General features: G+C 33.6%; 20 protein-coding genes and 1 pseudogene. 12 read left to right on the forward strand and 9 right to left on the reverse strand.

Features of this window, described 5'->3' with window-relative positions; all coding sequences use genetic code 11:
• Positions 1 to 224: 224 nt before the first annotated feature.
• The 4 genes from lepB (L987_RS01365) to L987_RS01380 form a co-directional block, all read right to left on the reverse strand.
• The gene (gene lepB, locus L987_RS01365) at positions 225 to 800 is read right to left on the reverse strand and encodes a signal peptidase I (protein WP_011303505.1); all 576 of its coding nucleotides are present in this window, start codon (positions 798 to 800) and stop codon (positions 225 to 227) included.
• Positions 801 to 818: 18 nt separating this feature from the next.
• Complete coding sequence (gene lepB / locus L987_RS01370) at positions 819 to 1,337, reverse strand: signal peptidase I (protein ID WP_011303506.1); 519 nt, start codon at positions 1,335 to 1,337, stop codon at positions 819 to 821.
• Positions 1,338 to 1,341: 4 nt separating this feature from the next.
• A complete protein-coding gene (locus L987_RS01375) occupies positions 1,342 to 1,917 on the reverse strand; it encodes a TVP38/TMEM64 family protein (RefSeq protein ID WP_011303507.1) in 576 nt (191 codons plus the stop codon).
• A gap of 239 nt (positions 1,918 to 2,156) precedes the next feature.
• Positions 2,157 to 3,488, reverse strand: coding sequence for a glucose-6-phosphate isomerase (locus L987_RS01380; RefSeq protein WP_011303508.1), 1,332 nt, complete (start codon positions 3,486 to 3,488; stop codon positions 2,157 to 2,159).
• A gap of 341 nt (positions 3,489 to 3,829) precedes the next feature.
• On the opposite strand from L987_RS01380, the gene L987_RS01385 reads away from it, so the two are divergent.
• The 3 genes from L987_RS01385 to L987_RS01395 all read left to right on the forward strand — a co-directional run bounded on the left by L987_RS01385 (position 3,830) and on the right by L987_RS01395 (position 7,714).
• Positions 3,830 to 5,035 carry an argininosuccinate synthase gene (locus tag L987_RS01385; protein ID WP_047502531.1) on the forward strand — a complete coding sequence of 402 codons (1,206 nt, stop codon included), beginning with the start codon at positions 3,830 to 3,832 and terminating at the stop codon, positions 5,033 to 5,035.
• Positions 5,025 to 6,404 (forward strand): argininosuccinate lyase, encoded by a 1,380-nt coding sequence (gene argH, locus L987_RS01390; protein WP_011303510.1) that lies wholly within the window; start codon positions 5,025 to 5,027, stop codon positions 6,402 to 6,404. The genes L987_RS01385 and argH overlap by 11 nt, the downstream gene beginning before the upstream one ends.
• Before the next feature lie 320 nt (positions 6,405 to 6,724).
• Positions 6,725 to 7,714 (forward strand): glycerophosphodiester phosphodiesterase, encoded by a 990-nt coding sequence (locus L987_RS01395; RefSeq protein ID WP_011303511.1) that lies wholly within the window; start codon positions 6,725 to 6,727, stop codon positions 7,712 to 7,714.
• A 103-nt stretch (positions 7,715 to 7,817) separates the two neighbouring features.
• Here the strand turns inward: L987_RS01395 and L987_RS01400 are convergent, their stop codons facing one another.
• The 5 genes from L987_RS01400 to L987_RS01420 form a co-directional block, all read right to left on the reverse strand.
• Positions 7,818 to 9,062, reverse strand: coding sequence for a Glu/Leu/Phe/Val family dehydrogenase (locus tag L987_RS01400; protein WP_047502534.1), 1,245 nt, complete (start codon positions 9,060 to 9,062; stop codon positions 7,818 to 7,820).
• Between the two features lie 110 nt (positions 9,063 to 9,172).
• Complete coding sequence (locus L987_RS01405) at positions 9,173 to 10,363, reverse strand: ornithine--oxo-acid transaminase (RefSeq protein WP_002483795.1); 1,191 nt, start codon at positions 10,361 to 10,363, stop codon at positions 9,173 to 9,175.
• Positions 10,364 to 10,735: 372 nt separating this feature from the next.
• A complete protein-coding gene (locus tag L987_RS01410) occupies positions 10,736 to 11,869 on the reverse strand; it encodes an NADH-dependent flavin oxidoreductase (RefSeq protein ID WP_047502537.1) in 1,134 nt (377 codons plus the stop codon).
• Between the two features lie 233 nt (positions 11,870 to 12,102).
• Positions 12,103 to 12,483 (reverse strand): S1 domain-containing post-transcriptional regulator Ygs, encoded by a 381-nt coding sequence (ygs, locus tag L987_RS01415; RefSeq protein ID WP_002483797.1) that lies wholly within the window; start codon positions 12,481 to 12,483, stop codon positions 12,103 to 12,105.
• A gap of 304 nt (positions 12,484 to 12,787) precedes the next feature.
• Positions 12,788 to 13,381, reverse strand: coding sequence for a peptidylprolyl isomerase (locus L987_RS01420; RefSeq protein WP_002483798.1), 594 nt, complete (start codon positions 13,379 to 13,381; stop codon positions 12,788 to 12,790).
• A gap of 64 nt (positions 13,382 to 13,445) precedes the next feature.
• On the opposite strand from L987_RS01420, the gene kapB reads away from it, so the two are divergent.
• The 9 genes and pseudogenes from kapB (at position 13,446) to L987_RS01465 (ending at position 21,436) form a co-directional block, all read left to right on the forward strand.
• The gene (gene kapB, locus L987_RS01425) at positions 13,446 to 13,829 is read left to right on the forward strand and encodes a sporulation phosphorelay system protein KapB (protein WP_100217402.1); all 384 of its coding nucleotides are present in this window, start codon (positions 13,446 to 13,448) and stop codon (positions 13,827 to 13,829) included.
• A 128-nt stretch (positions 13,830 to 13,957) separates the two neighbouring features.
• Positions 13,958 to 16,375 (forward strand): Na+/H+ antiporter subunit A, encoded by a 2,418-nt coding sequence (locus L987_RS01430; RefSeq protein ID WP_011303514.1) that lies wholly within the window; start codon positions 13,958 to 13,960, stop codon positions 16,373 to 16,375.
• Positions 16,356 to 16,784 carry a Na+/H+ antiporter Mnh1 subunit B gene (mnhB1, locus tag L987_RS01435; protein ID WP_011303515.1) on the forward strand — a complete coding sequence of 143 codons (429 nt, stop codon included), beginning with the start codon at positions 16,356 to 16,358 and terminating at the stop codon, positions 16,782 to 16,784. Before L987_RS01430 ends, mnhB1 begins: the two co-directional genes overlap by 20 nt.
• Positions 16,784 to 17,131: a Na+/H+ antiporter Mnh1 subunit C gene (mnhC1, locus tag L987_RS01440; RefSeq protein WP_002483802.1), complete on the forward strand. Its 348-nt coding sequence runs from the start codon at positions 16,784 to 16,786 to the stop codon at positions 17,129 to 17,131. The genes mnhB1 and mnhC1 overlap by 1 nt, the downstream gene beginning before the upstream one ends.
• Positions 17,118 to 18,614 (forward strand): Na+/H+ antiporter Mnh1 subunit D, encoded by a 1,497-nt coding sequence (gene mnhD1, locus L987_RS01445; protein ID WP_047502542.1) that lies wholly within the window; start codon positions 17,118 to 17,120, stop codon positions 18,612 to 18,614. The genes mnhC1 and mnhD1 overlap by 14 nt, the downstream gene beginning before the upstream one ends.
• A 1-nt stretch (position 18,615) precedes the next feature.
• On the forward strand, positions 18,616 to 19,098 hold the full coding sequence (locus L987_RS01450; RefSeq protein ID WP_011303517.1) for a Na+/H+ antiporter subunit E: 483 nt from the start codon (positions 18,616 to 18,618) through the stop codon (positions 19,096 to 19,098).
• A complete protein-coding gene (locus L987_RS01455) occupies positions 19,095 to 19,388 on the forward strand; it encodes a Na(+)/H(+) antiporter subunit F1 (RefSeq protein WP_047502543.1) in 294 nt (97 codons plus the stop codon). Before L987_RS01450 ends, L987_RS01455 begins: the two co-directional genes overlap by 4 nt.
• Complete coding sequence (locus L987_RS01460) at positions 19,366 to 19,722, forward strand: Na+/H+ antiporter subunit G1 (RefSeq protein ID WP_011303519.1); 357 nt, start codon at positions 19,366 to 19,368, stop codon at positions 19,720 to 19,722. The genes L987_RS01455 and L987_RS01460 overlap by 23 nt, the downstream gene beginning before the upstream one ends.
• Positions 19,723 to 20,278: 556 nt before the next feature.
• A pseudogene (locus L987_RS01465) lies at positions 20,279 to 21,436 on the forward strand (NAD(P)-binding domain-containing protein).
• Positions 21,437 to 21,522: the final 86 nt, after the last annotated feature.

Raw genomic sequence — 21,522 nt, forward strand, 5'->3', positions numbered from 1 at the left:
CATAAACATTTTACTTATTATATACGTCTATAAGCAATGTAGTAATATTTACATATCTACTTACCATTCACTATTTTTTTATTCACTTTATTATAAGACTGTACAAACTTAAAATATAAAAAATGAACTGGAAACCTACTTGGTCTCCAGTTCATTTTTAAATTATTGTAATAGACTATGAAATCATCTATTGGTGCGAGCGTTCTATCTCTTACGCAATTTATCTACTTTCCATAATCTGTATCAGGATTGAATCCAAATTTCATTTCATTTAGCGGCCAGAAACTGAATGATACCTTACCGACTATTTGATCTTCGTCAATTAAACCAAACGAACGACTATCTTTACTTACTTCACGGTTGTCTCCTAACACTAACAACTTACCTTTAGGAATTTTATTCTTTTCATCTACTTGATTGATATCTTTAGTTTCAAAGCTTCCTGTAATGTAATTATATTGTTTATGCTTCTTATTATAATCCAAGTAAGGTTCATCTACTTTTTTACCGTTAACGTACAATTCATCTTTCTTGTACTCTACGTTGTCACCTTCTGTACCAATCACACGTTTTACATAATCATTTTCTTTTGTAGCATGGAATACAACAACATTTCCTTTTTCAATGCCGCTTAAATTTTTAGAAAATAAATTTACAATCACACGTTCTCCATCTTTCAATGTCGGATCCATAGAGTCACCTTTAACTGTATACGGTTTAGCCACAAAGTTAACAATCAGCAATACTAATGCAACTGCTACTACAATGGATACAATCCATTCGATTATCTCTTTTCTCAATTTTTACACCTCGTCTATTTAATTGAAGTCTACCGTGAATTTTTTAAATGGGTAATATCTCATACTAACATTACCGATAATATCTTCTTTCTTAATATAGCCCAATATCCTAGAATCATGCTTATTCGTACGTTGATCATTGAGCACAAAATAAGCATTTGGTGGTATGATATCACTTTCAGAATTTTTTATATCCCTAAGTGATAAATTTTCTATGCTGTTTTGGGTAAAAGGTTCATCAACTTGCCTATCATCTCTAATAAGCTTACCGCCTTTAAAAGCAATCGACTGCCCAGGCTTGCCAATAATTCTACTATATTGGATATCATCACCATTACGATACATTATAATATCATTATTATCTAACAAATCAAATGTTGGTTTTATTTTATTTACAAATATACGATCATTTTCCTTTAGATTCGGAGACATTGTATTATCTTTCACCACTGAACCAGTAATAACAAAAGCTTGAATCAACAGTACTATAATAATCGCAATTATAATTGAAATCAAATGTTTTAATATTTTTCGCAAGTTGTCACTCCTCCGACGAACTCATAAAATGTTTCTCAATCTTCCTTCCAACGAACCAAACGATGATAATGACAACCACAATTGTAATCAATCGTGTTGGATTAGAGAATAAAGTCGTAATATCATTGCCTAACCAACCAACGAGTCCAATCATGATAAACTTAGAAATAATCAGCACAGTTAGATAAGCATGCGCTTTAATATGAGACATACTTGCAACGATATTTACGAGTGCACTTGGTGTAAATGGAAAGCACATTAAAATAAAGATAGGAATAACGCCTCTTCGATCGATAAAATGAATCAACCTCTGCACAGAAGTACGTTGCTGAACCTTTTTCATATACTTTGTATTATTTAATCTTCTGAAAAACAAGAAGACAATATAACTCCCTGCAACTGTCCCAGCCCAAGCTAATACAGTACCTATAAACCACCCAAAAGCATTGACGTTTACAATGATAAACACAATGATTGGTAAAATCGGAATAAAAGCTTCAATAAAAGGTAGCAGGAAACCTGCAATATAACCTAAACTACCAAACATATCAAACCAATGCTGTACTTGCTCCTCTGTCATTAAATCAACCCTCATTATAACTATTCTATATAATTATAAGTGTAAAGTTGCTTATTTAAAACTATAAAGTATTCAGCATATGATAAATCGGTCTCAGGAATGAGCTTGCTATCATGTATTAGATGTATGCATACGATAAAAATGCATAAAAAGAGTGCGACGCTATAAACGTCACACTCTTTTTCATTGTCATTACATATTTTAATGTAAGCAATCTAACTTCAAACTACTAGAAAATATTATAAACGTTTTTCTAATGCTTCTTTTTTATCTTCAAATCCTTGTTTACCTAATAAAGCGAACATATTTTGTTTATATGCTTCTACACCAGGTTGGTTAAATGGATTAACACCTAATTGGTAACCACTCATTGAACAAGCTAATTCAAAGAAGTAAACAACGTAACCAAATGTTTCTTCATCAAGACGAGGTATATTTAAAACGATATTAGGTACGCCACCGTCAGTATGCGCTAATAATGTACCTTCAAACGCTTTTGTATTTACTTCATCGATTGTTTTTCCAGCTAAATAATTTAAACCATCTAAATTATCACTATCTTCTTCAATCGTAATATCATGTTTTGGATTATTTACTTTAACAACAGTTTCAAATAAGAAACGACGACCTTCTTGTACATATTGTCCAAGTGAGTGTAAATCTGTTGTGTAGTTTGCACTTGATGGATAAATACCTTTGTAGTCTTTACCTTCAGATTCACCAAATAATTGTTTCCACCATTCATTGAAATATTGCATTGATGGTTCATAGTTAATTAACATTTCTGTATCATAACCTTTTGCATATAAAACGTTACGAATCGTTGCATATTGATAAGCAATATTATCTTCTAAATTCTCAGATGACAATTCTTCACGTGCTTTCGCTGCACCTTCCATCATTGCTTTAATGTCAATACCAGCAACTGCAATTGGTAATAAACCAACAGCTGTCAATACTGAATAACGGCCACCGATATCATCTGGCACTACAAATGTTTCATAACCTTCATTTGTAGCTAATTGCTTCAATGCACCTTTTTCTTTATCTGTAGTAGCAAAGATACGTTTTTTCGCTTCTTCTTTACCATATTTATTTTCTAAAAGTTGTTTAAACAATCTGAATGATACGGCTGGTTCAGTCGTAGTACCAGATTTAGAAATAACGTTTACTGAAAAATCTTTACCGTCTAGATAATCTATTAATTCTTGAGTATAAGTAGATGATAAGTGATTACCAACAAATACAATTTCAGGATATTCATCGCTATTTCTAAATGAAGAAGTTAGCATTTCAATCGCAGCACGTGCACCTAAATAAGAACCACCAATACCAATAACTACAAATACTTCCGAGTTGTCTTTGACCCGTTTTGAAGCTTCTAAAATACGTGAGAATTCTTCTTTATCATAATCAACAGGAAGATCAATCCAACCAAGAAAGTCGCTGCCTGCGCCAGTACCTTTATGGATAGTATTATGAATTGATTTAACTATATCTTTTTGTTGTTGTAGTTCATGTTCGCCAAAAAATTCTAAAGTTTTACCATAATCTAATTGAATATGCGTCATATTGAATTGCCTCCAGTGTTTTTAATTTCATTATTATTTTACTAAGTTTATTTTGACTATTCAAACAACTAGCCTATCGTTTATCAAAAATAATAGTTAAACCTTATCATCCAAGAATAATGAGCTTTATAGTTTATTCACTATTATATACATTACATTTCCCCTTCCTATAACATAAATTCATATTCAAAGCCCTATAAATCGACTTTCATACTGAAGGTCAAAATATTATATGCATATTTATGTAAAATAATGGTTTTATTTTCATTCATCATCTGCTATACTATCCATATCAAATTCATAAAAAAGACAAATTCAATCAAATTAAATGAGGTGGCACTATGAAAGAGAAAATCGTATTAGCATATTCAGGTGGTTTAGACACTAGTGTGGCAGTTAAATGGTTATTAGATAAAGGTTATGATGTGGTTGCATGTTGCTTAGATGTCGGTGAGGGTAAAGATTTAGAATTAGTACATCAAAAAGCATTAGATATGGGGGCTATAGAATGTCATATTATTGATGCTACAGAAGAATTCAGCCAAGATTATGTATCGTATGCAATCAAAGGCAATCTAATGTATGAAGGAACATATCCTTTAGTATCAGCATTATCAAGACCTTTAATTTCAAAAAAACTCGTTGAAATTGCTAGCAAAACAAACTCAGTAGGTATTGCGCATGGATGTACAGGTAAAGGAAATGACCAGGTACGTTTTGAAGTTGCAATTAAAGCATTAGACCCTGAATTAAAAGTATTTGCACCAGTAAGAGAATGGGCATGGAGCCGTGAAGAAGAAATCGATTATGCAATTAGGCATAATATTCCAGTCCCTATTCAACATGATTCTCCTTATTCAATTGACCAAAATTTATGGGGTAGAAGTAATGAATGTGGCATTCTTGAGGATCCTTATGCTACACCACCAAAAGATGCATATGATTTAACAAACGAATTAGAAGACGCGCCAGATGAAGCCGAAGAAATTGTACTCTCTTTTGAAAAAGGTATCCCTGTCTCTTTAGATGGCACAGCTTATAAATTAAGTGAACTCATCTTAGAATTAAACAAACTCGCAGGTAAACATGGGGTTGGTAGAATAGATCACGTAGAAAATAGACTCGTTGGTATCAAATCAAGAGAAGTCTATGAGACACCCGCAGCAGAAGTAATTATGAATGCACATAAAGCGCTAGAAACAATAACACTGACAAAAGATGTTGCACATTTCAAACCAGTTATTGAAAAACAATTTTCTGAACAAATATATAATGGCCTATGGTTCTCTCCGCTTACAGATAGTTTAAAAATATTTGTTGATAGTACACAAGCACACGTTACTGGTGATGTACGTCTTAAATTGTACAAAGGCAATGCTATCGTCAATGGTAGACAATCACCTTATACGTTATACAACGAAAAATTAGCAACTTATACAAAAGAAGACGCATTTAATCAAGAATCCGCAGTTGGTTTTATTGATATCTTTGGTTTACCTACAAAAGTCAATTCAATGTTACACGGTGGCTATAAAGATGAGCAATAAAGCATGGGGTGGTAGATTTAGCGAGCAACCTGAGGATTGGGTTGATGAATTCAATGCCTCTATCCACTTCGATAAGACGTTAATTCAGTATGATGTGCAAGGGAGTATTGCACATGCAAAAATGTTAGCGAAACAAGATATCATTACAGATTCAGACTGCGACCAAATTATTGAAGGTTTAAATGCCATATTGAAGGATTATGAACAAGATAATTTAGAATTGGATACTTCGTTAGAAGATATTCATTTAAATATTGAACATGAATTAATTAAGCGTATTGGTGATGCTGGAGGTAGATTACACACTGGTCGTAGTAGAAATGATCAGGTTGCTACAGATATGCATCTCTATACAAAAGCTGAAGTCAATGCTTTGATTGAATTAATTACACAGTTTCAACATACAATTGTAAATACTGCTGAATCGCATATTAACACTATTATGCCAGGCTATACACATTTACAAAGAGCACAACCTATTTCATTCGCGCACCATATACTAACTTATTATTGGATGTTGGAAAGAGATAAATCACGTTTTCAAGATAGTTTAAAACGTATTGATATTTCTCCTTTAGGTGCGGCCGCATTAAGTGGTACTACCTATCCGATTGATCGTCATGAAACGCAATCACTTTTGGATTTTAGTGCCATATATGAAAATAGTATGGATGCTGTGAGTGATAGAGATTATATTGTTGAAACATTGCATAATATTTCATTAACAATGGTACATTTGTCACGTTTTGCTGAGGAAATTATTTTTTGGTCTTCAGCTGAAGCAAATTTTATTACCTTATCAGATGCTTTTTCAACTGGCTCATCCATTATGCCTCAAAAAAAGAACCCAGATATGGCTGAACTTATAAGAGGCAAAGTTGGACGTACAACTGGTCACTTGATGAGTATGTTGATGACACTCAAAGGTCTACCTTTAGCATACAATAAAGATATGCAAGAAGATAAAGAAGGATTATTTGATGCCGTTCACACCTTAAAAGGATCATTACGCATATTTGACGGTATGATAGATTCAATGACAGTTAATGTCGAACGTCTACAACAAACGGTATACAATGATTTTTCAAATGCGACTGAACTCGCAGACTATCTTGTGAATAAAGGTGTCCCTTTTAGGAGCGCACACGAGGTTGTTGGTAAAATTGTGCTTTGGTCTATTCAACATAATATATATTTATTAGATGTTCCTTTAGAACAATATCAGAGTGCAAATGAACTGATAGAAGCGGATATCTATGATTATTTAAAACCAGAAAATTGTGTAAGCAGAAGAATTAGTTACGGTTCGACGGGTCAATCATCGGTACAACAACAACTCGACATCATTCATAAAGAACTCAGTGACTAAACATGCATAGATTTTTAATATGTCATTAGGTCACATATAATAGTTAGAGTCTGGGACAAAAATAGATGTTCCAGACTCTTCTTCAATTAGGTAATAGATGACTAGGAAAACTCTATTAGAAATTTGAGGTTCAGTTTCATCTTTATTTTAAAAGTTTCCATTGTCTTCACTTTAGATTCTATAACTATATATTTCTTTTAAAATTGTAAGCTTAAAATTAATTTTATTTATTTTGAATTATAATACTGTAAATTCTATTCTCATCCCCCTCTTTTTTATGTACTGTGAGCATATAGTTCATATTAAGGAGTGTCGTCATTATGAAACATACACATAAGCTAATCGTTTCTAGTATAACTGCTTTAACATTATCGGGTTTGTGTACTTCATCATTTATTGAAGCTTCGGGAAACGGTAATACCTATACAGAACAGTCAAACACTACAAAGCAACAAAGCGGGTCTAGTAATCAATCACAACATAACCAAAAGAAAGTACAAAATTTGACAGGCGAAAAATTCACGACAATTGCACACAGAGGTGCGAGCGGATATGCACCGGAACATACTTTTTTCTCATATGATAAGAGTCATAATGCCATAGGTGCCTCATACATAGAAATTGATTTACAGATGACTAAAGATGGCCATTTAGTTGCAATGCATGATGAAACAGTAGATCGTACAACAAATGGAACAGGTAGAGTGGATCAATATACATTAAAAGAATTAAAACAATTAGATGCTGGCAGTAAATTTAATAGCCAAAATCCGCAATATGCTAATTCAAATTATAAAGGTGCAAAAATTCCAACCCTAGATGAAATTTTAGAGCGTTATGGAACATCAGCTAATTACTACATTGAGACAAAATCGCCTGATGTTTATCCAGGTATGGAAGAAAAATTATTGGATTCCCTTAATAAACATCATATGTTAAATAAACAATCACTTAATAATGGTCAAGTTTTAGTACAATCTTTTTCACAAGAAAGTTTACTTAAAATGCAGAAACTAAACTCAAATGTGCCATTAATCCGTTTACTTGATAAAGGTGAATTATTAGCTTTATCTCAGCAAGATTTTAATGAAATTAGAAATTATGCAATTGGTGTAGGCCCTGAAGCCTCTGATTTAACAAAACAAAATGTTAAAAATCTTAAAAAAGCTGGTTTACTTGTACACCCATTTACAGTTAATGACCCAGAAGATATGAAGCGATTGAATCATTATGGTGTTGACGGTGTATTTACAAATTATCCAGATCTATACAAACAAGTAATAAATGAAGGAGAACAGAATAAATATTAATTTTTGTTTATTCCTTTATTTTTAAATCCATTAAACAACATACGAAAAAACGACAATTGCTGATAAAAACAGCAATTGTCGTTTTTGTTATATCTGTATTGGCTTAAGCCCAACCACGGTAACGTGCAGCTTCTGCCGTACGTTTAATACCTACAATATATGCAGCTAAGCGCATATCAATTTTTCTATTTTGAGATAATTCATAAATTGTGTCAAAGGCTGTTGTAAGCTTTTCACGCATTTTCGTGTTAACTTCTTCTTCAGACCAATAATAACCTTGGTTATTTTGCACCCATTCAAAGTATGAAACTGTAACTCCACCAGCACTTGCTAATACATCAGGTACGAGTAGAATATCACGTTCAGTTAATATGCGTGTTGCAGCTGGTGTAGTTGGTCCATTTGCCGCTTCAACAACAATATCAGCTTTAATATCATGAGCATTGTCTTCAGTAATTTGATTCGCAATGGCTGCAGGAACTAAGATATCACAATCAATTTCAAATAATTCTTTATTTGAAATTGTTTCATCAAATAAGTTCGTAACCGTACCAAAACTATCTCTTCTATCTAATAGGTAATCAATATCTAAACCTTCTGGATCATGTAGTGCACCATACGCATCTGAAATCCCAACAATTGTTGCACCCATATCATACAAGAACTTAGCTAAGAAACTACCAGCGTTACCAAATCCTTGGATGACAATACGCGCACCTTTAAGATTTAGTCCTCTTCTTTGTGCCGCTTGTTCGATAGCAATGACAACACCTAGTGCAGTAGCACGGTCACGTCCTTGTGAACCACCTAATACAATCGGTTTACCAGTGATAAACCCTGGAGAGTTAAATTTATCTAGCGAACTATACTCATCCATCATCCATGCCATAATTTGAGAGTTTGTAAATACGTCTGGTGCTGGAATATCTTTTGTCGGTCCAACAAATTGAGAAATTGAACGAACATATCCGCGAGATAGACGCTCTACCTCATGAATACTCATTTGACGTGGATCGCAAACGATACCACCTTTACCACCACCGTATGGTAAATCTACAATGCCACATTTCAATGTCATCCACATTGATAATGCTTTAACTTCTTCTTCATCAACTTCTGGGTGGAAACGAACCCCACCTTTTGTTGGTCCAACAGCGTCGTTATGCTGTGCACGATAACCAGTAAATGTTTGTACAGTACCATCATCCATACGTACAGGAATTCTAACTTGTAGGAAACGTAAAGGTTCCTTTACCAAATCATACATACCATCGTCAAATCCCAATTTATGCAATGCTTCCTTAATAATTTGTTGCGTAGAAGTAACTAAATTATTATTCTCAGTCATGATTCATTTCGCCTCTTTTTCGTTACTAATGATTTCGCTTTCATGATAATTGTAACATAAGATTCACCTTTTTAAAGGGGTTTCAGAACATATGTTACAGAAGTGTGAATTTACTCAAAAACACTTCTAACTTTGTCTAATGCAAAGTCTAATTCTTCCTTAGAAATAATAAGTGGTGGTGCAAATCTAATTACCGTATCATGCGTTTCTTTACATAATAAACCTTGCTCTTTTAAAGATTCACAGAATGGTCTTGCTGCTTCATTAAGTTCAATTCCGATAAACAATCCACGTCCACGTACTTCTTTGATTGCTGGGTGGTCTATTTTTTCTAATTCTGATTTAAAATAATCACCTAACTCTAAAGAACGTCCTGGTAAATCTTCATCGATAATGACATCTAGCGCTGCATTTGATACTGCACAAGCAAGTGGATTACCACCAAATGTTGATCCGTGTGAACCAGGTGTGAATACACCTAATACTTCTTCATCTGCTAATACCACTGAAATTGGCAATACACCGCCACCTAAAGCTTTACCTAGAATATAAACATCCGGTTTTACATTATCCCAATCTGTTGCAAATAATTTACCTGAACGTCCAAGACCAGCTTGAATTTCATCAGCGATAAATAAAACGTTATGCTCATCACATAATTCTCTAATTTGTTTCAAATAACCTTCTGGAGGTACATTAATACCTGCTTCTCCCTGTATCGGCTCAATCAGAATAGCTGCAGTATTTTCATTAATTGCTGCTTTAACAGCCTCAATATCACCAAAATCTACTTTACGGAAACCATCTAATAACGGGCCATACCCACGTTGGTATTCAGGTTCAGACGATAAGGAAACAGGCGCCATTGTTCGACCATGGAAGTTACCATTGAAAGCAATAATTTCTGCCTTATCTGGTTGTATATTTTTAACATCATAAGCCCAACGACGTGCTGCTTTTAATGCAGTCTCAACTGCTTCCGCACCAGTGTTCATCGGTAAAGCTTTTGCTTTGCCAGAAAGCTTACAAATTTTTTCATACCATTCACCTAGATTTTCACTATGGAAAGCGCGTGAAACTAATGTAACTTTATCCGCTTGTTCTTTCAAAGCTTGGATAATTTTAGGGTGTCTATGACCTTGGTTTACAGCTGAATATGCAGATAACATATCCATATATTTATTTCCTTCAGGGTCTTTGACCCATACGCCTTCCGCTTCCGAGATAACAATTGGAAGTGGTACATAGTTTTGTGCACCATAATGATTTGTTACTTCAATGATTTCTTCTGATCTTGACATGATATCTCCCCTTTGTAAAAATTTAAGAGCAAAAATGACTCCTAAGCAATACTCACTCATAGCATAACGTATTTACACGTGAACTGAAACTATTTTCTAAAACAGCTTACTCAATCACTGTTCAACGTCTTAAATACGCTATTTTTTGCATTGTTAAATTCATATATACAATTGTCAAAATTATGTAAGCCCTTACATATATAATGACATAATCCTAACTATGATTACAAGAAAATTTCCTTAAATTTAAAAATAAAATTAACTATTATTATTTTTGCATTTAATTGTATGTTTAAGCATTATATTCGTAAAAAAAACGCATAAATCTTCTGGATTCATTCATCAGAAAATTTATGCGTTCAAATGTGTTATTTATTTGTTATCTGTTCTTGGTAATGGGTAGAATCCTCGATTGAATTGATCCCATAAATTTGGTGGTAAATGATGTCTATCTTTTCTTTCAGGATCAAATTGTGAAATGATTTCATCTTCTTTACCGTCTTTAATTTTACTAATAAAGTTGTGATCTAGTAATATTTCTCTACCTAAAGCAATAAGATCAACTTTCGTAGACTCAATTGCTTCAATTGCTTGATCAGCAGTAAAGATTGAACCAATTCCAATTAATGGCATACGGCCGTCCATCCATTCTAATAATAATTGTACACGTTCTTGACCTTTATATTTACCTTCACGTGTTTTAGAATGTATATCCATTAATGATACATGTAGATAGTCTAATGGTTTTTCAATTAAATGCTTAACCAATGTTTCAGTAATTTCCATGCTTATACCTGGAGATTCTGCTTCTTCTGGTGAAAGTCTATAGCCAACAATAAAATCTTTACTACCATACTTTTTAACCGTTTCGGTTACTTCATCAATCACTTCTGAAGCGAATTTCAAACGGTCTTCTCCCCATTCATCATCACGACGGTTGTAATAAGGTGAAACAAATTGATGAATTAAATAATGGTTGGCACCATGAATTTCTACGCCATCGAATCCAGCATCAATGACTCTCTTCGTTGCCTCTCCAAATGCTTTAATTGTTTCTTTAATTTCATCTACTGTAATTTCACGTGCATGGTGTTCTTCTTGCTCACCAAAACTTTTCATTGAAATCGGACTAGGTCCAGCAACATCTCCACCCGGTGTTAAATTAGGTAATGATTGTGCACCACCGTGATGAATTTGAACAATTGCTTTAGCACCATTTTTCTTCATAGCTTGCGCTAAACGTTTTAAACCTTCTAAATTCGAATCATGTGCAACAGATGGTTGACCAGGGAATGCTTTTCCTAAATCGGTAACGTTACTCGCTGCGGAAATGGCTAATCCTACATCTTTTGAGCGTTGTTCCATATATACGACTTCTTCATTAGAAATAGAGCCATCATCATTAGATGATACATGTGTTAATGGCGCTAATACAAAACGATTATCTAATTCAACTTTATTCGGTAAAGTTAATTTTTCAAATAATGGTTGGAATTTTTGATTCATGTTTACTGTTCCTCCTAAATGTACTTTTAAAAAGTTTGGATAATTTTTAATACTTTTTTATTTTAGCTACCTCAGTTTTAATTTAAAATAAATATGCTCACGCATATATTTTTGTATAGCCATATTCGCATACTTTAAAACAAATACTCACTTTATTGTCATATTTGCTAAAATGTTATAAACAAAAAAGCTGCCATTTCAATCATGAAATGGCAGCTTTTTCAAAAGATAAATTACTCATCTTTAATCGCGTTTTTGGACTGCTTTATCCAAACCGGTAAGCGTTCTTTAATTGTTTGAAACCCATATCGTTCGGTCTCTTTAATTTCATCTAACACTGACTGTTTTTCTTTCTTACGTTCATAATTTTTAAAATAGTCATTATCTTTTAAAGAAAGATTCAGTTTACCTTCATCATCAATTGAAATCACTTTCGCTCTTACAATTTGCCCTTCTGATAAAAATTTTTTTAAATTATGGACGTAATCATCCATAATTTCAGAAATATGAATTAAACCTTCAGCATTGTCAGGGGTTTCTACAAAAGCGCCATACGGTTGAATACCAGTCACACGAACTTTGACATGTTGACCTACTTTATAGTGATTATTCAACGTGATAACCCCTTATTTCGTTTTTCTTAACACTATTATAATAGCATACATTATACGATGGCACTAATATTATAGTAGAAAAATTTCACATTTCATTCATAGGCAGACATAAATCAGTGGTTCATCATGATTACAGCAATGGATAAAACATACGTATGCCACGCTGATTATTACATTGATACATTACTGCCAACGATGTCTATGCCTTTAAAAGTCGTCGATAAAAAAACCTAGATATACCCATACGATTTATTGGGTTGATCTAGGCTTTCAATTCGTACTTTAATTTACAATGTCATTCGTATTATTCGACTATTTCAATTGAATCGATTGTTATATCATGTAATGGTTTATCTTGTGGTCCTACTTTAGTGTTTGCTATGTCTTCTAAAGTATCCTTACCTTCGATCAGTTGACCAAACACTGTATGTTTTTGATCTAACCATGGTGTGCCACCCGTTTCAGCATATGCTTTAACGATTGGCTCTGGCCAACCACCGTCAGCTAACTGACTCAACATTGATTCAGGTACTTCATTCATTTGTACGATAAAGAATTGTGAACCATTCGTATGTGGACCAGCATTTGCCATAGATAACGCACCATAAATATTAAAGGCTTCTTTTGAAAATTCATCTTCAAAAGGTTCACCATAAATACTTTCTCCACCCATACCTGTAGCTGTTGGGTCGCCACCTTGTACCATAAAATCATTAATGACACGATGGAATGTTACACCATTATAGTAACCATTTTTCGCATGTGTCACAAAATTTTCTACAGTTTTTGGTGCTACATCAGGTAATAGTTTAAAGGTCATATCTCCTTTATTTGTGTGCATAATCAATTTAATTTCATTACCATTAATTTCTGTATTTAACTGAGGATAGTTCGTCATTTTTATTCTCCATTTCATGTTAAGATGATATATGTATTCTAACATAAAAGAAGGGATGGAATGAATCATGTTATATCGTTTTTCACATAAAACTGGCAGTTACGGCGTTACCATTAAGGAAGAAGATGAAAATCAAGTACTCGTACAAGTTGAACAAGTCATTAAACACCCTAAACAAGGGGATTTACATAATCCAACAGAAACAGAAAATGTTTTCTTTCACGAAAGAAAAGCACTGAGTCAATATGAAAAGCGTTACACTAAAAAATCGCATTTAAGACCTTTTAATGTAGAACCATTACCATATAAAGTATCTTTACAACAAGCTATTACACATTTAGAAGAAAAATTAAAAGCTGAAAATACATTGCACGCAACAATGTCGCTTGAAAATCTACAGCGTCTCAAAGCAGATTATTCACTTCAATATAAACAAAATTTTGAATAAAAATACCGTGTTTCTTCTTATTTAACAACACATATATTTCAAGTCCTTCAAGGCTTAAACACGTTTTTCAGAACTCTTCAATTCATGTATAATGAATTTATAATAAATTTTAAAAGGAGGAAAATATAATGAGTTTGTTACATATAGCGGTACTATTACCGTTGATATTTGCACTCATTATTCCATTTGTATATCGGTTCTATAAACGGATACATTTAGGATGGTTTGTGTTACCTATCCCCGTCGTCTTATTTATATATTTTTTATCATATATTTCAACAACGATGTCAGGCAATACCATTATGGAAAAAGCAAATTGGATGCCGCATTTTGGTATGAACTTTAATTTGTATGTAGATGGTCTTGGTTTATTATTCAGTTTACTTATAACTGGCATTGGCTGTTTAATTGTACTGTATTCTATAAGCTATTTAAGTCGACAAGAGCAATTAGGACATTTTTATTGTTACCTATTGCTTTTTATGGGTGCAATGTTAGGTCTTGTATTATCTGATAATTTAATTATCTTATATTTATTCTGGGAATTAACTTCATTTTCAAGTTTCCTTCTTATTTCATTTTGGCGTGATAAACAAGCCTCAATTTACGGAGCACAAAAATCAATGCTCGTTACTGTATTTGGCGGTTTATCACTTTTGGGTGGTATTATCTTACTTTCCATTGCCGGTGGAACAACAAGTATTCAAGAATTGATAAATAATGCCTCAGAAATCCAAACAAGTCCATTTTTTATTTTCTCTATGATTCTGGTATTAATTGGTGCAATGACTAAATCTGCACAATTTCCATTTTATGTTTGGTTACCAGATGCGATGGAAGCACCAACACCTGTTAGTGCATATCTTCACTCAGCAACTATGGTTAAAGCTGGGCTTTACTTAGTGGCACGTATGACACCTATATTCGCAGTGTCTCAAGGTTGGATTTGGACAGTGACTGCTGTTGGCCTCATCACACTATTTTGGGCATCATTAAATGCAACAAAACAACAAGATTTGAAAGGGATACTCGCATTTTCTACTGTATCTCAACTAGGTATGATTATGGCAATGCTCGGTGTAGGCGCAGTAAGCTTTCATTTTGAAGGTGCTGAAAGTCAAATTTACATCGCAGCATTTACGGCAGCCATCTTCCACTTGATTAACCATGCTACCTTTAAAGGTGCACTATTTATGATTACTGGTGCTGTTGACCATTCAACTGGTACCCGTGATGTCAAAAAACTGGGCGGTTTATTAACCATTATGCCTATTTCGTTTACCATCACATTAATCACTTCTTTAAGTATGGCAGGCATACCGCCATTTAATGGTTTTTTATCTAAAGAAAAATTTTTAGAAAGTATGATCGAAGTTACTAATGTAAACTTATTTAGTTTAGATACACTCGGTATTTTAATTCCAATTACCGCTATTATCGGTAGTGTGTTTACATTTGTATATTCAATAAGGTTTATTGGCCAAATTTTCTTAGGTAGTTATAAAGAAGATAAATTACCTAAAAAAGCACATGAAGTTTCACCATTAATGCTCATTTCTCCGTCAATTTTAGCCATTTTAGTTATCGTATTTGGGTTATTCCCTGCGATACTTTCAGGTTCTATTATAGAACCCGCGGTGAATGCAATTGGTCAAACAACAAATTCGACAGCGGAATTTCATATGTTCCATGGCTTTACACCAGCCTTCTTCTCTACATTAGGCATTTATATTGTTGGTATTGTATTAATCATTACATTCAGTTATTGGATTTATTTATTACAAAAACAACCAACTAAACTGACAATTAATTACTGGTATAACAAATTTGGAGATGTAACACCTAGATACTCTAGCAAATTTACAGATACGTATGTTACTGGATTCACACGTAATAATTTAGTCATTATCTTTGCATCTCTCATTGTTATTGCCTTAGTTACATTATTAGTTACACCTTTCAATATTGATTTTAAAGATGTCAGTGCGATACGTCCTTTCGAATTAATTATTGTAGTGCTCATTATTACAGCAGCTTCAATGATTATTTTCGCTAAATCCAGACTATTCAGTATAATTATGGCCAGTGCTGTCGGTTATTCTGTTGCTATATTCTTTATTTTCTTCGGTGCGCCAGACTTAGCACTTACACAATTTGTAGTTGAATCCATTTCTACTGCATTATTCTTATTATGTTTCTATCATTTACCTAATCTAAATAGACATAAAGAAACACGTTCATTCAAATTGGTTAATATTGTTATTTCTGTTGGTGCTGGTATTGTCGTTACCGTACTTGGATTAATCGCTTATGGTAACAGACACTTCGGTTCTATCGCAGAATTTTATAAAACGCATGTCTATGACTTAGCACATGGTACAAACATGGTTAACGTCATATTGGTTGACTTCCGTGGTACCGATACATTATTTGAGTCTTCCGTGTTGGGTATTGCTGGATTAGGTGTTTATACCATGATTAAATTACGTGCGAAAAATGATAAATCTGATGAAGGGGGTAAAAACGTTGAACAGACAGAAGAATAATTTAATTTTTCAATATTCAGCAGTTGTTATCTTCTTCCTCATAGTAATGTTTGGTCTATCTTTATTCTTGGCCGGACACTATACACCAGGTGGTGGTTTCGTTGGTGGTCTATTGTTATCAAGTGCTCTCGTTATTATTACGGTCGCTTTTGATATTAAAACAATGCGTAAGATATTCCCTTGGGATTTTAAAATATTAATCGGTATCGGCTTATTATTTTGTTTAGCAACACCAATGGCAAGTTGGTTTTATAATAAAAACTTCTTCACGCATACGCCGTTTGAAATTCCATTAGGTATTTTACCACCAATGGAGATGCACACAGCTACTTTCTTTGATTTAGGTGTTATGTGTGCAGTTGTAGGTACAGTAATGACTATAATCTTATCGATTGGAGAGAATGAGTAATGGAAATATTGATGATTTTCGTATGTGGTATTCTCACTGCAATGAGTGTCTATCTCATTCTTTCTAAGAGTTTGATACGCATTATTATTGGGACTACATTACAAACACATACTGCAAACTTATTTTTAATTACAATGGGCGGTTTAAAAAAAGGTGAAGTACCTATATATGAGAAAGGTATTACTTCTTACGTTGATCCTATACCACAGGCATTAATTTTAACCGCTATTGTTATTTCATTTTCAGTCACAGCGTTTTTCTTAGTACTTGCTTTTAGAAGTTATAAAGAATTAGGCACAGACAACGTAGAAAGTATGAAAGGAGTGCTAGAAGATGATAGAGAGTAACTTAATCATTTCATTACTCGTCATACCAATGATCACTATTATCGCACTCATTTTCATTGGTAAACGTCCTAAAATCAAACGTTATGTTGCCTTAGCAGGTACGGCATTAACTTTAATATTCGCTTTTATTAATTTAAATAATGTTTTAAAAGATGGTCCAATTACTTTAGAGCTTGGTTCATGGGATGCACCTTATAGTATTGTCTTTGTACTTGATATATTCAGTGCATTACTTGTCATCACAAGCCTCATCGTCACAATGCTCATCATTTTATATTCCTATCAATCTGTAGGTATTGAACGCGAAACATATTACTATTACTTCGCTGTTATGTTTATGCTAACTGGAGTCATAGGCTCATTTATTACCGGCGATATATTTAACTTGTTCGTATTCTTCGAGGTATTCTTGATGGCTTCCTATATTCTCTTAGTTATTGGCGGCACAAAAGTACAATTGAGTGAGACGATTAAATATGTTCTTGTAAATGTGACTTCTTCAGCATTCTTCGTTATTGCTGTAGCTATGCTTTATTCGGTAGTAGGCACGTTGAACCTTGCTGATATCAGCGAAAAGTTAAGTCAACTACCATCACAAGATAGTGGCATTGTAACCATTATATTTATTTTATTTATCTTTGTATTTGCTACAAAAGCTGGTGCTTTTCCAATGTATATTTGGTTGCCAGGTGCTTATTACGCACCACCTATTGCAATTATTGCCTTCTTCGGTGCCTTATTAACTAAAGTAGGCATATATGCCATTGCTAGAACTGCCAGCCTATTTTTTAGAGATACATCGAACTTTTCATTCTATACTATACTGTTTCTCGCCCTACTCACAATCATCTTTGGTTGTGTTGGCGCCATAAGTTACTTTGATACTAAAAAAATCATACTCTATAATATCATGATTGCTGTAGGTGTCATTCTTGTCGGTGTAGCGATGATGAATCAAACTGGTATGATGGGCGCGATTTACTATACGCTACATGATATGTTAATCAAAGCAGCCTTATTTTTCCTAATTGGTGTCATGTATAAAATTACAAAAACACATGACTTACGTAAATATGGCGGTCTTATTAAAGACTACCCAGTGCTAGGTTGGACTTTCTTTATAGCAGCACTTAGTTTAGCTGGTATTCCCCCTCTTAGTGGATTTTATGGTAAGTACTATATCGTTCAAGCTACTTTTGAAAAAGGATTTTATTTAAGTGGTATTTTAGTCTTACTTTCAAGTCTGGTTGTACTTTATTCTGTGATACGAATCTTTTTACAAGGGTTCTTCGGTAAATCAGAAGGTTATCAAGTAAATCCTAAATTACAATATAAAGGGATTCTTACTGTATCCATTGTTGCTGTCGTTATTTCTGTAATATTTGGACTTTCTGCAGATTGGTTACAACCAATCATTAAAGATGCAGCAGAAACGTTTTACAATCCAAGTGTATACACTGACAGCGTATTGGGGGGAAAATAAAATGGCGATTCAAATATTAGTGAATTTAATTTTATCTGTATTTTGGTTATTTGTTACAGGTAGTTATAATTTTAATAACTTCATTTTAGGCTATTTATTCGCATTACTTTTAGTTTATATCATGCGTGGTGTATTACCGGGTAGATTTTATCTCATTACAGTATATAAAATCATAAAACTTTTCCTTGTATTTTTAATAGAACTCATCAAAGCCAATATCGATGTCATACGTATTGTCGTTAAACCTAACATTGATAATGAACCTGCATTCTTTACTTACAACACAGATTTAAAAAAAGATTGGCAAATTGTATTACTGTCCAATTTAATTACACTAACGCCTGGTACAATTGTTTTAGGAATTAGTGATGATCGAACAAAAATTTATATTCATAGTATCGATTTCAGTACGAAAGAAGAAGAAGTTGAAAGCATCAAGTCTTCCCTTGAAAAAGTGGTCAGAGAGGTAGGAGAAAATGAATGAACTATAATATCATATTAATAATTGCATTAGTTATCGTTGCGTTGTCAATGCTAGGCATGTTAGTTCGTGTAATTATCGGCCCTTCTCTAGCTGATAGGGTTGTTGCACTCGATGCGATGGGTATTCAATTAATGGCCATTGTCGCCTTATTTAGTATTTTCTTAGGTACTAAATATATGATGGTTGCTATTTTATTAATAGGTATACTTGCATTCCTTGGTACAGCAGTATTTGCTAAGTATATGGATAAAGGTAAGGTGATTGAACATGATAACAACGATCGTCATTAGCATAGCGCTTATCTTGGTTATAATAGGTTCACTCATCAGTGCTCTTGCTGCCATTGGTATCTTACGTCTGGATGATGTCTATGCTAGAGCGCACGCGGCAGGTAAAGCTGCAACATTAGGCGCAATGTTATTAATCAGTGGTGTGTTCTTATTCTTTATTGGACGTGAAGGGTACGTTAATATGCAATTAATCGTCGGTATCTTGTTTATTTTAATTACCGGACCATTAGCCAGTCACCTTATTATTAAATCTGCATATAATTTAAATACACCCGCTTCCAAAAGAACGAAGCACGATGAAATCAAAAAAGATTTAAAAAATACAAAATTATAATACAGGGTATTTTTAGAACTTGGAATATACCTATTCTCAAAATTGAGGAGTCTGGGACATAAATAGTTGTCTCAGACTCTTTTTCGTTTAGGCAGTAGATGACTGAATGAAAATGTAAAGTCTCACTGCTTTAAAGAATTACTTATTTTATGAAAATGAGTAGTTCTTATGCAAAAGTATATGAGGTATGTCACATAAAAATGCTAGTGAGACTTATGCATGAGCGTTAGCTCAGGTAAACCTTTATCCTAATCATCCTTGCCTTGATTGCATAGGTGGGATTACGAAATCTCTATTAAAAAATTTGATTTCTGTCCCACTCCCCTCTTTGTTTTTAAAATCTTATGCACTTGACCACGCATCGCATGGTTATCAAAGTTATGTATCGAAGTAAAATGTTCGTGCTCAAATTACGCATCTATGCATCGACACTTTGTCTAGTCGTAATAAGATGCATGTAAATGTTCAAAAATGTTTATAACATACTATTGTCATCGTTAGCAGTCCACGATATATTAAATCGTAATTATTACGATTTAAAAAGGAGTGTTTTTATTTGTCATCATGGACAATTATCGGCGGTGGCATCCACGCCGTGACAATTGCAATCAAATTAAGATCGCTTGGTCTAGATTGCACAAAGTTAACAATTATAGACCCACATACCAATTTGTGTGAGCAATTTGATCATTTCACAAAAAGCATTGATATGCCTTATTTACGCTCACCATGTGTACATCATGTACATCCCGACCCTTTTCACTTAAAACAGTATGGTAAGAAAAAACAATAAACCCATGCTTCATATGGTCCATATAAGAGACCGAATCGCGACATCTTTATGGAACATACACACGATTTAATACATAGCTACAATTTAAATGATTGTCACGTTCAGGGTACTGTTTCTCAAATTAAACGCGTACAATCGCAATGGCACATACTGTGTCATAATCAATGGATCAAATCAACACATTTAGTTATCGCATTTGGTTGCAATCATGACCCCTTTATACCTGAATTATTCCATAATCAACCAGATGTTACGCATATATTTCAAAACGAGCATTGTTTGACCCATCATGCATCTCACATTATAGGTAGTGGCATTTCTGCTGCACACCTTACATTAAAATTATTAAAAAAGAATAACACTGAACCAATACATTTATGGATGAAAAAAGACATTACCATACATGACTTTGATGCTGATCCAGGCTGGTTAGGCCCCAAAAATATGAAATACTTTAGCCAAATGACATCTTCAAAGGCGCGCTTTAATTTGATTAATAAAGAAAGACACAAAGGCTCTATGCCAAAAGAACTGGAACTAAGATTAAAAAAATATATTGCACAAGGTCGCTTAATCATTCATAAAAATGAAATCACAGATATAGCCAACCATGCTATACATACGAAACAATATTGTATGTATTATGACCATTTACTACTTGCTACGGGTTTTAAAGAAAGTATCATGCAACAGCCAGTGATCAAACAACTTGTCGATAGTTACCAAGCCCCCATTACTCACTGTGGTTTGCCATCCATTAATGCTAATTTAGAATGGCTGCCAAATCTTTTTGTCAGTGGCGGCTTAGCTGATTTGGAATTAGGTCCATTTGCTAGAAATATTATGGGCGGACGAGAAGCTGCTTTACGTATTTCAGAAGTCTATGAAAAGACAACTTCAAACGACGCCACATTTATTTAAAACATAAAACTATGTCATCTAAATATATTGATTTACTTGAATCCTGAAATATAAAAAAGCGTCCAAGACATGTATTTTGTCTCGGA

This window comes from Staphylococcus sp. ZWU0021 (genome assembly GCF_000798895.1).
Taxonomy (GTDB): Bacteria; Bacillota; Bacilli; order Staphylococcales; family Staphylococcaceae; genus Staphylococcus; species Staphylococcus saprophyticus.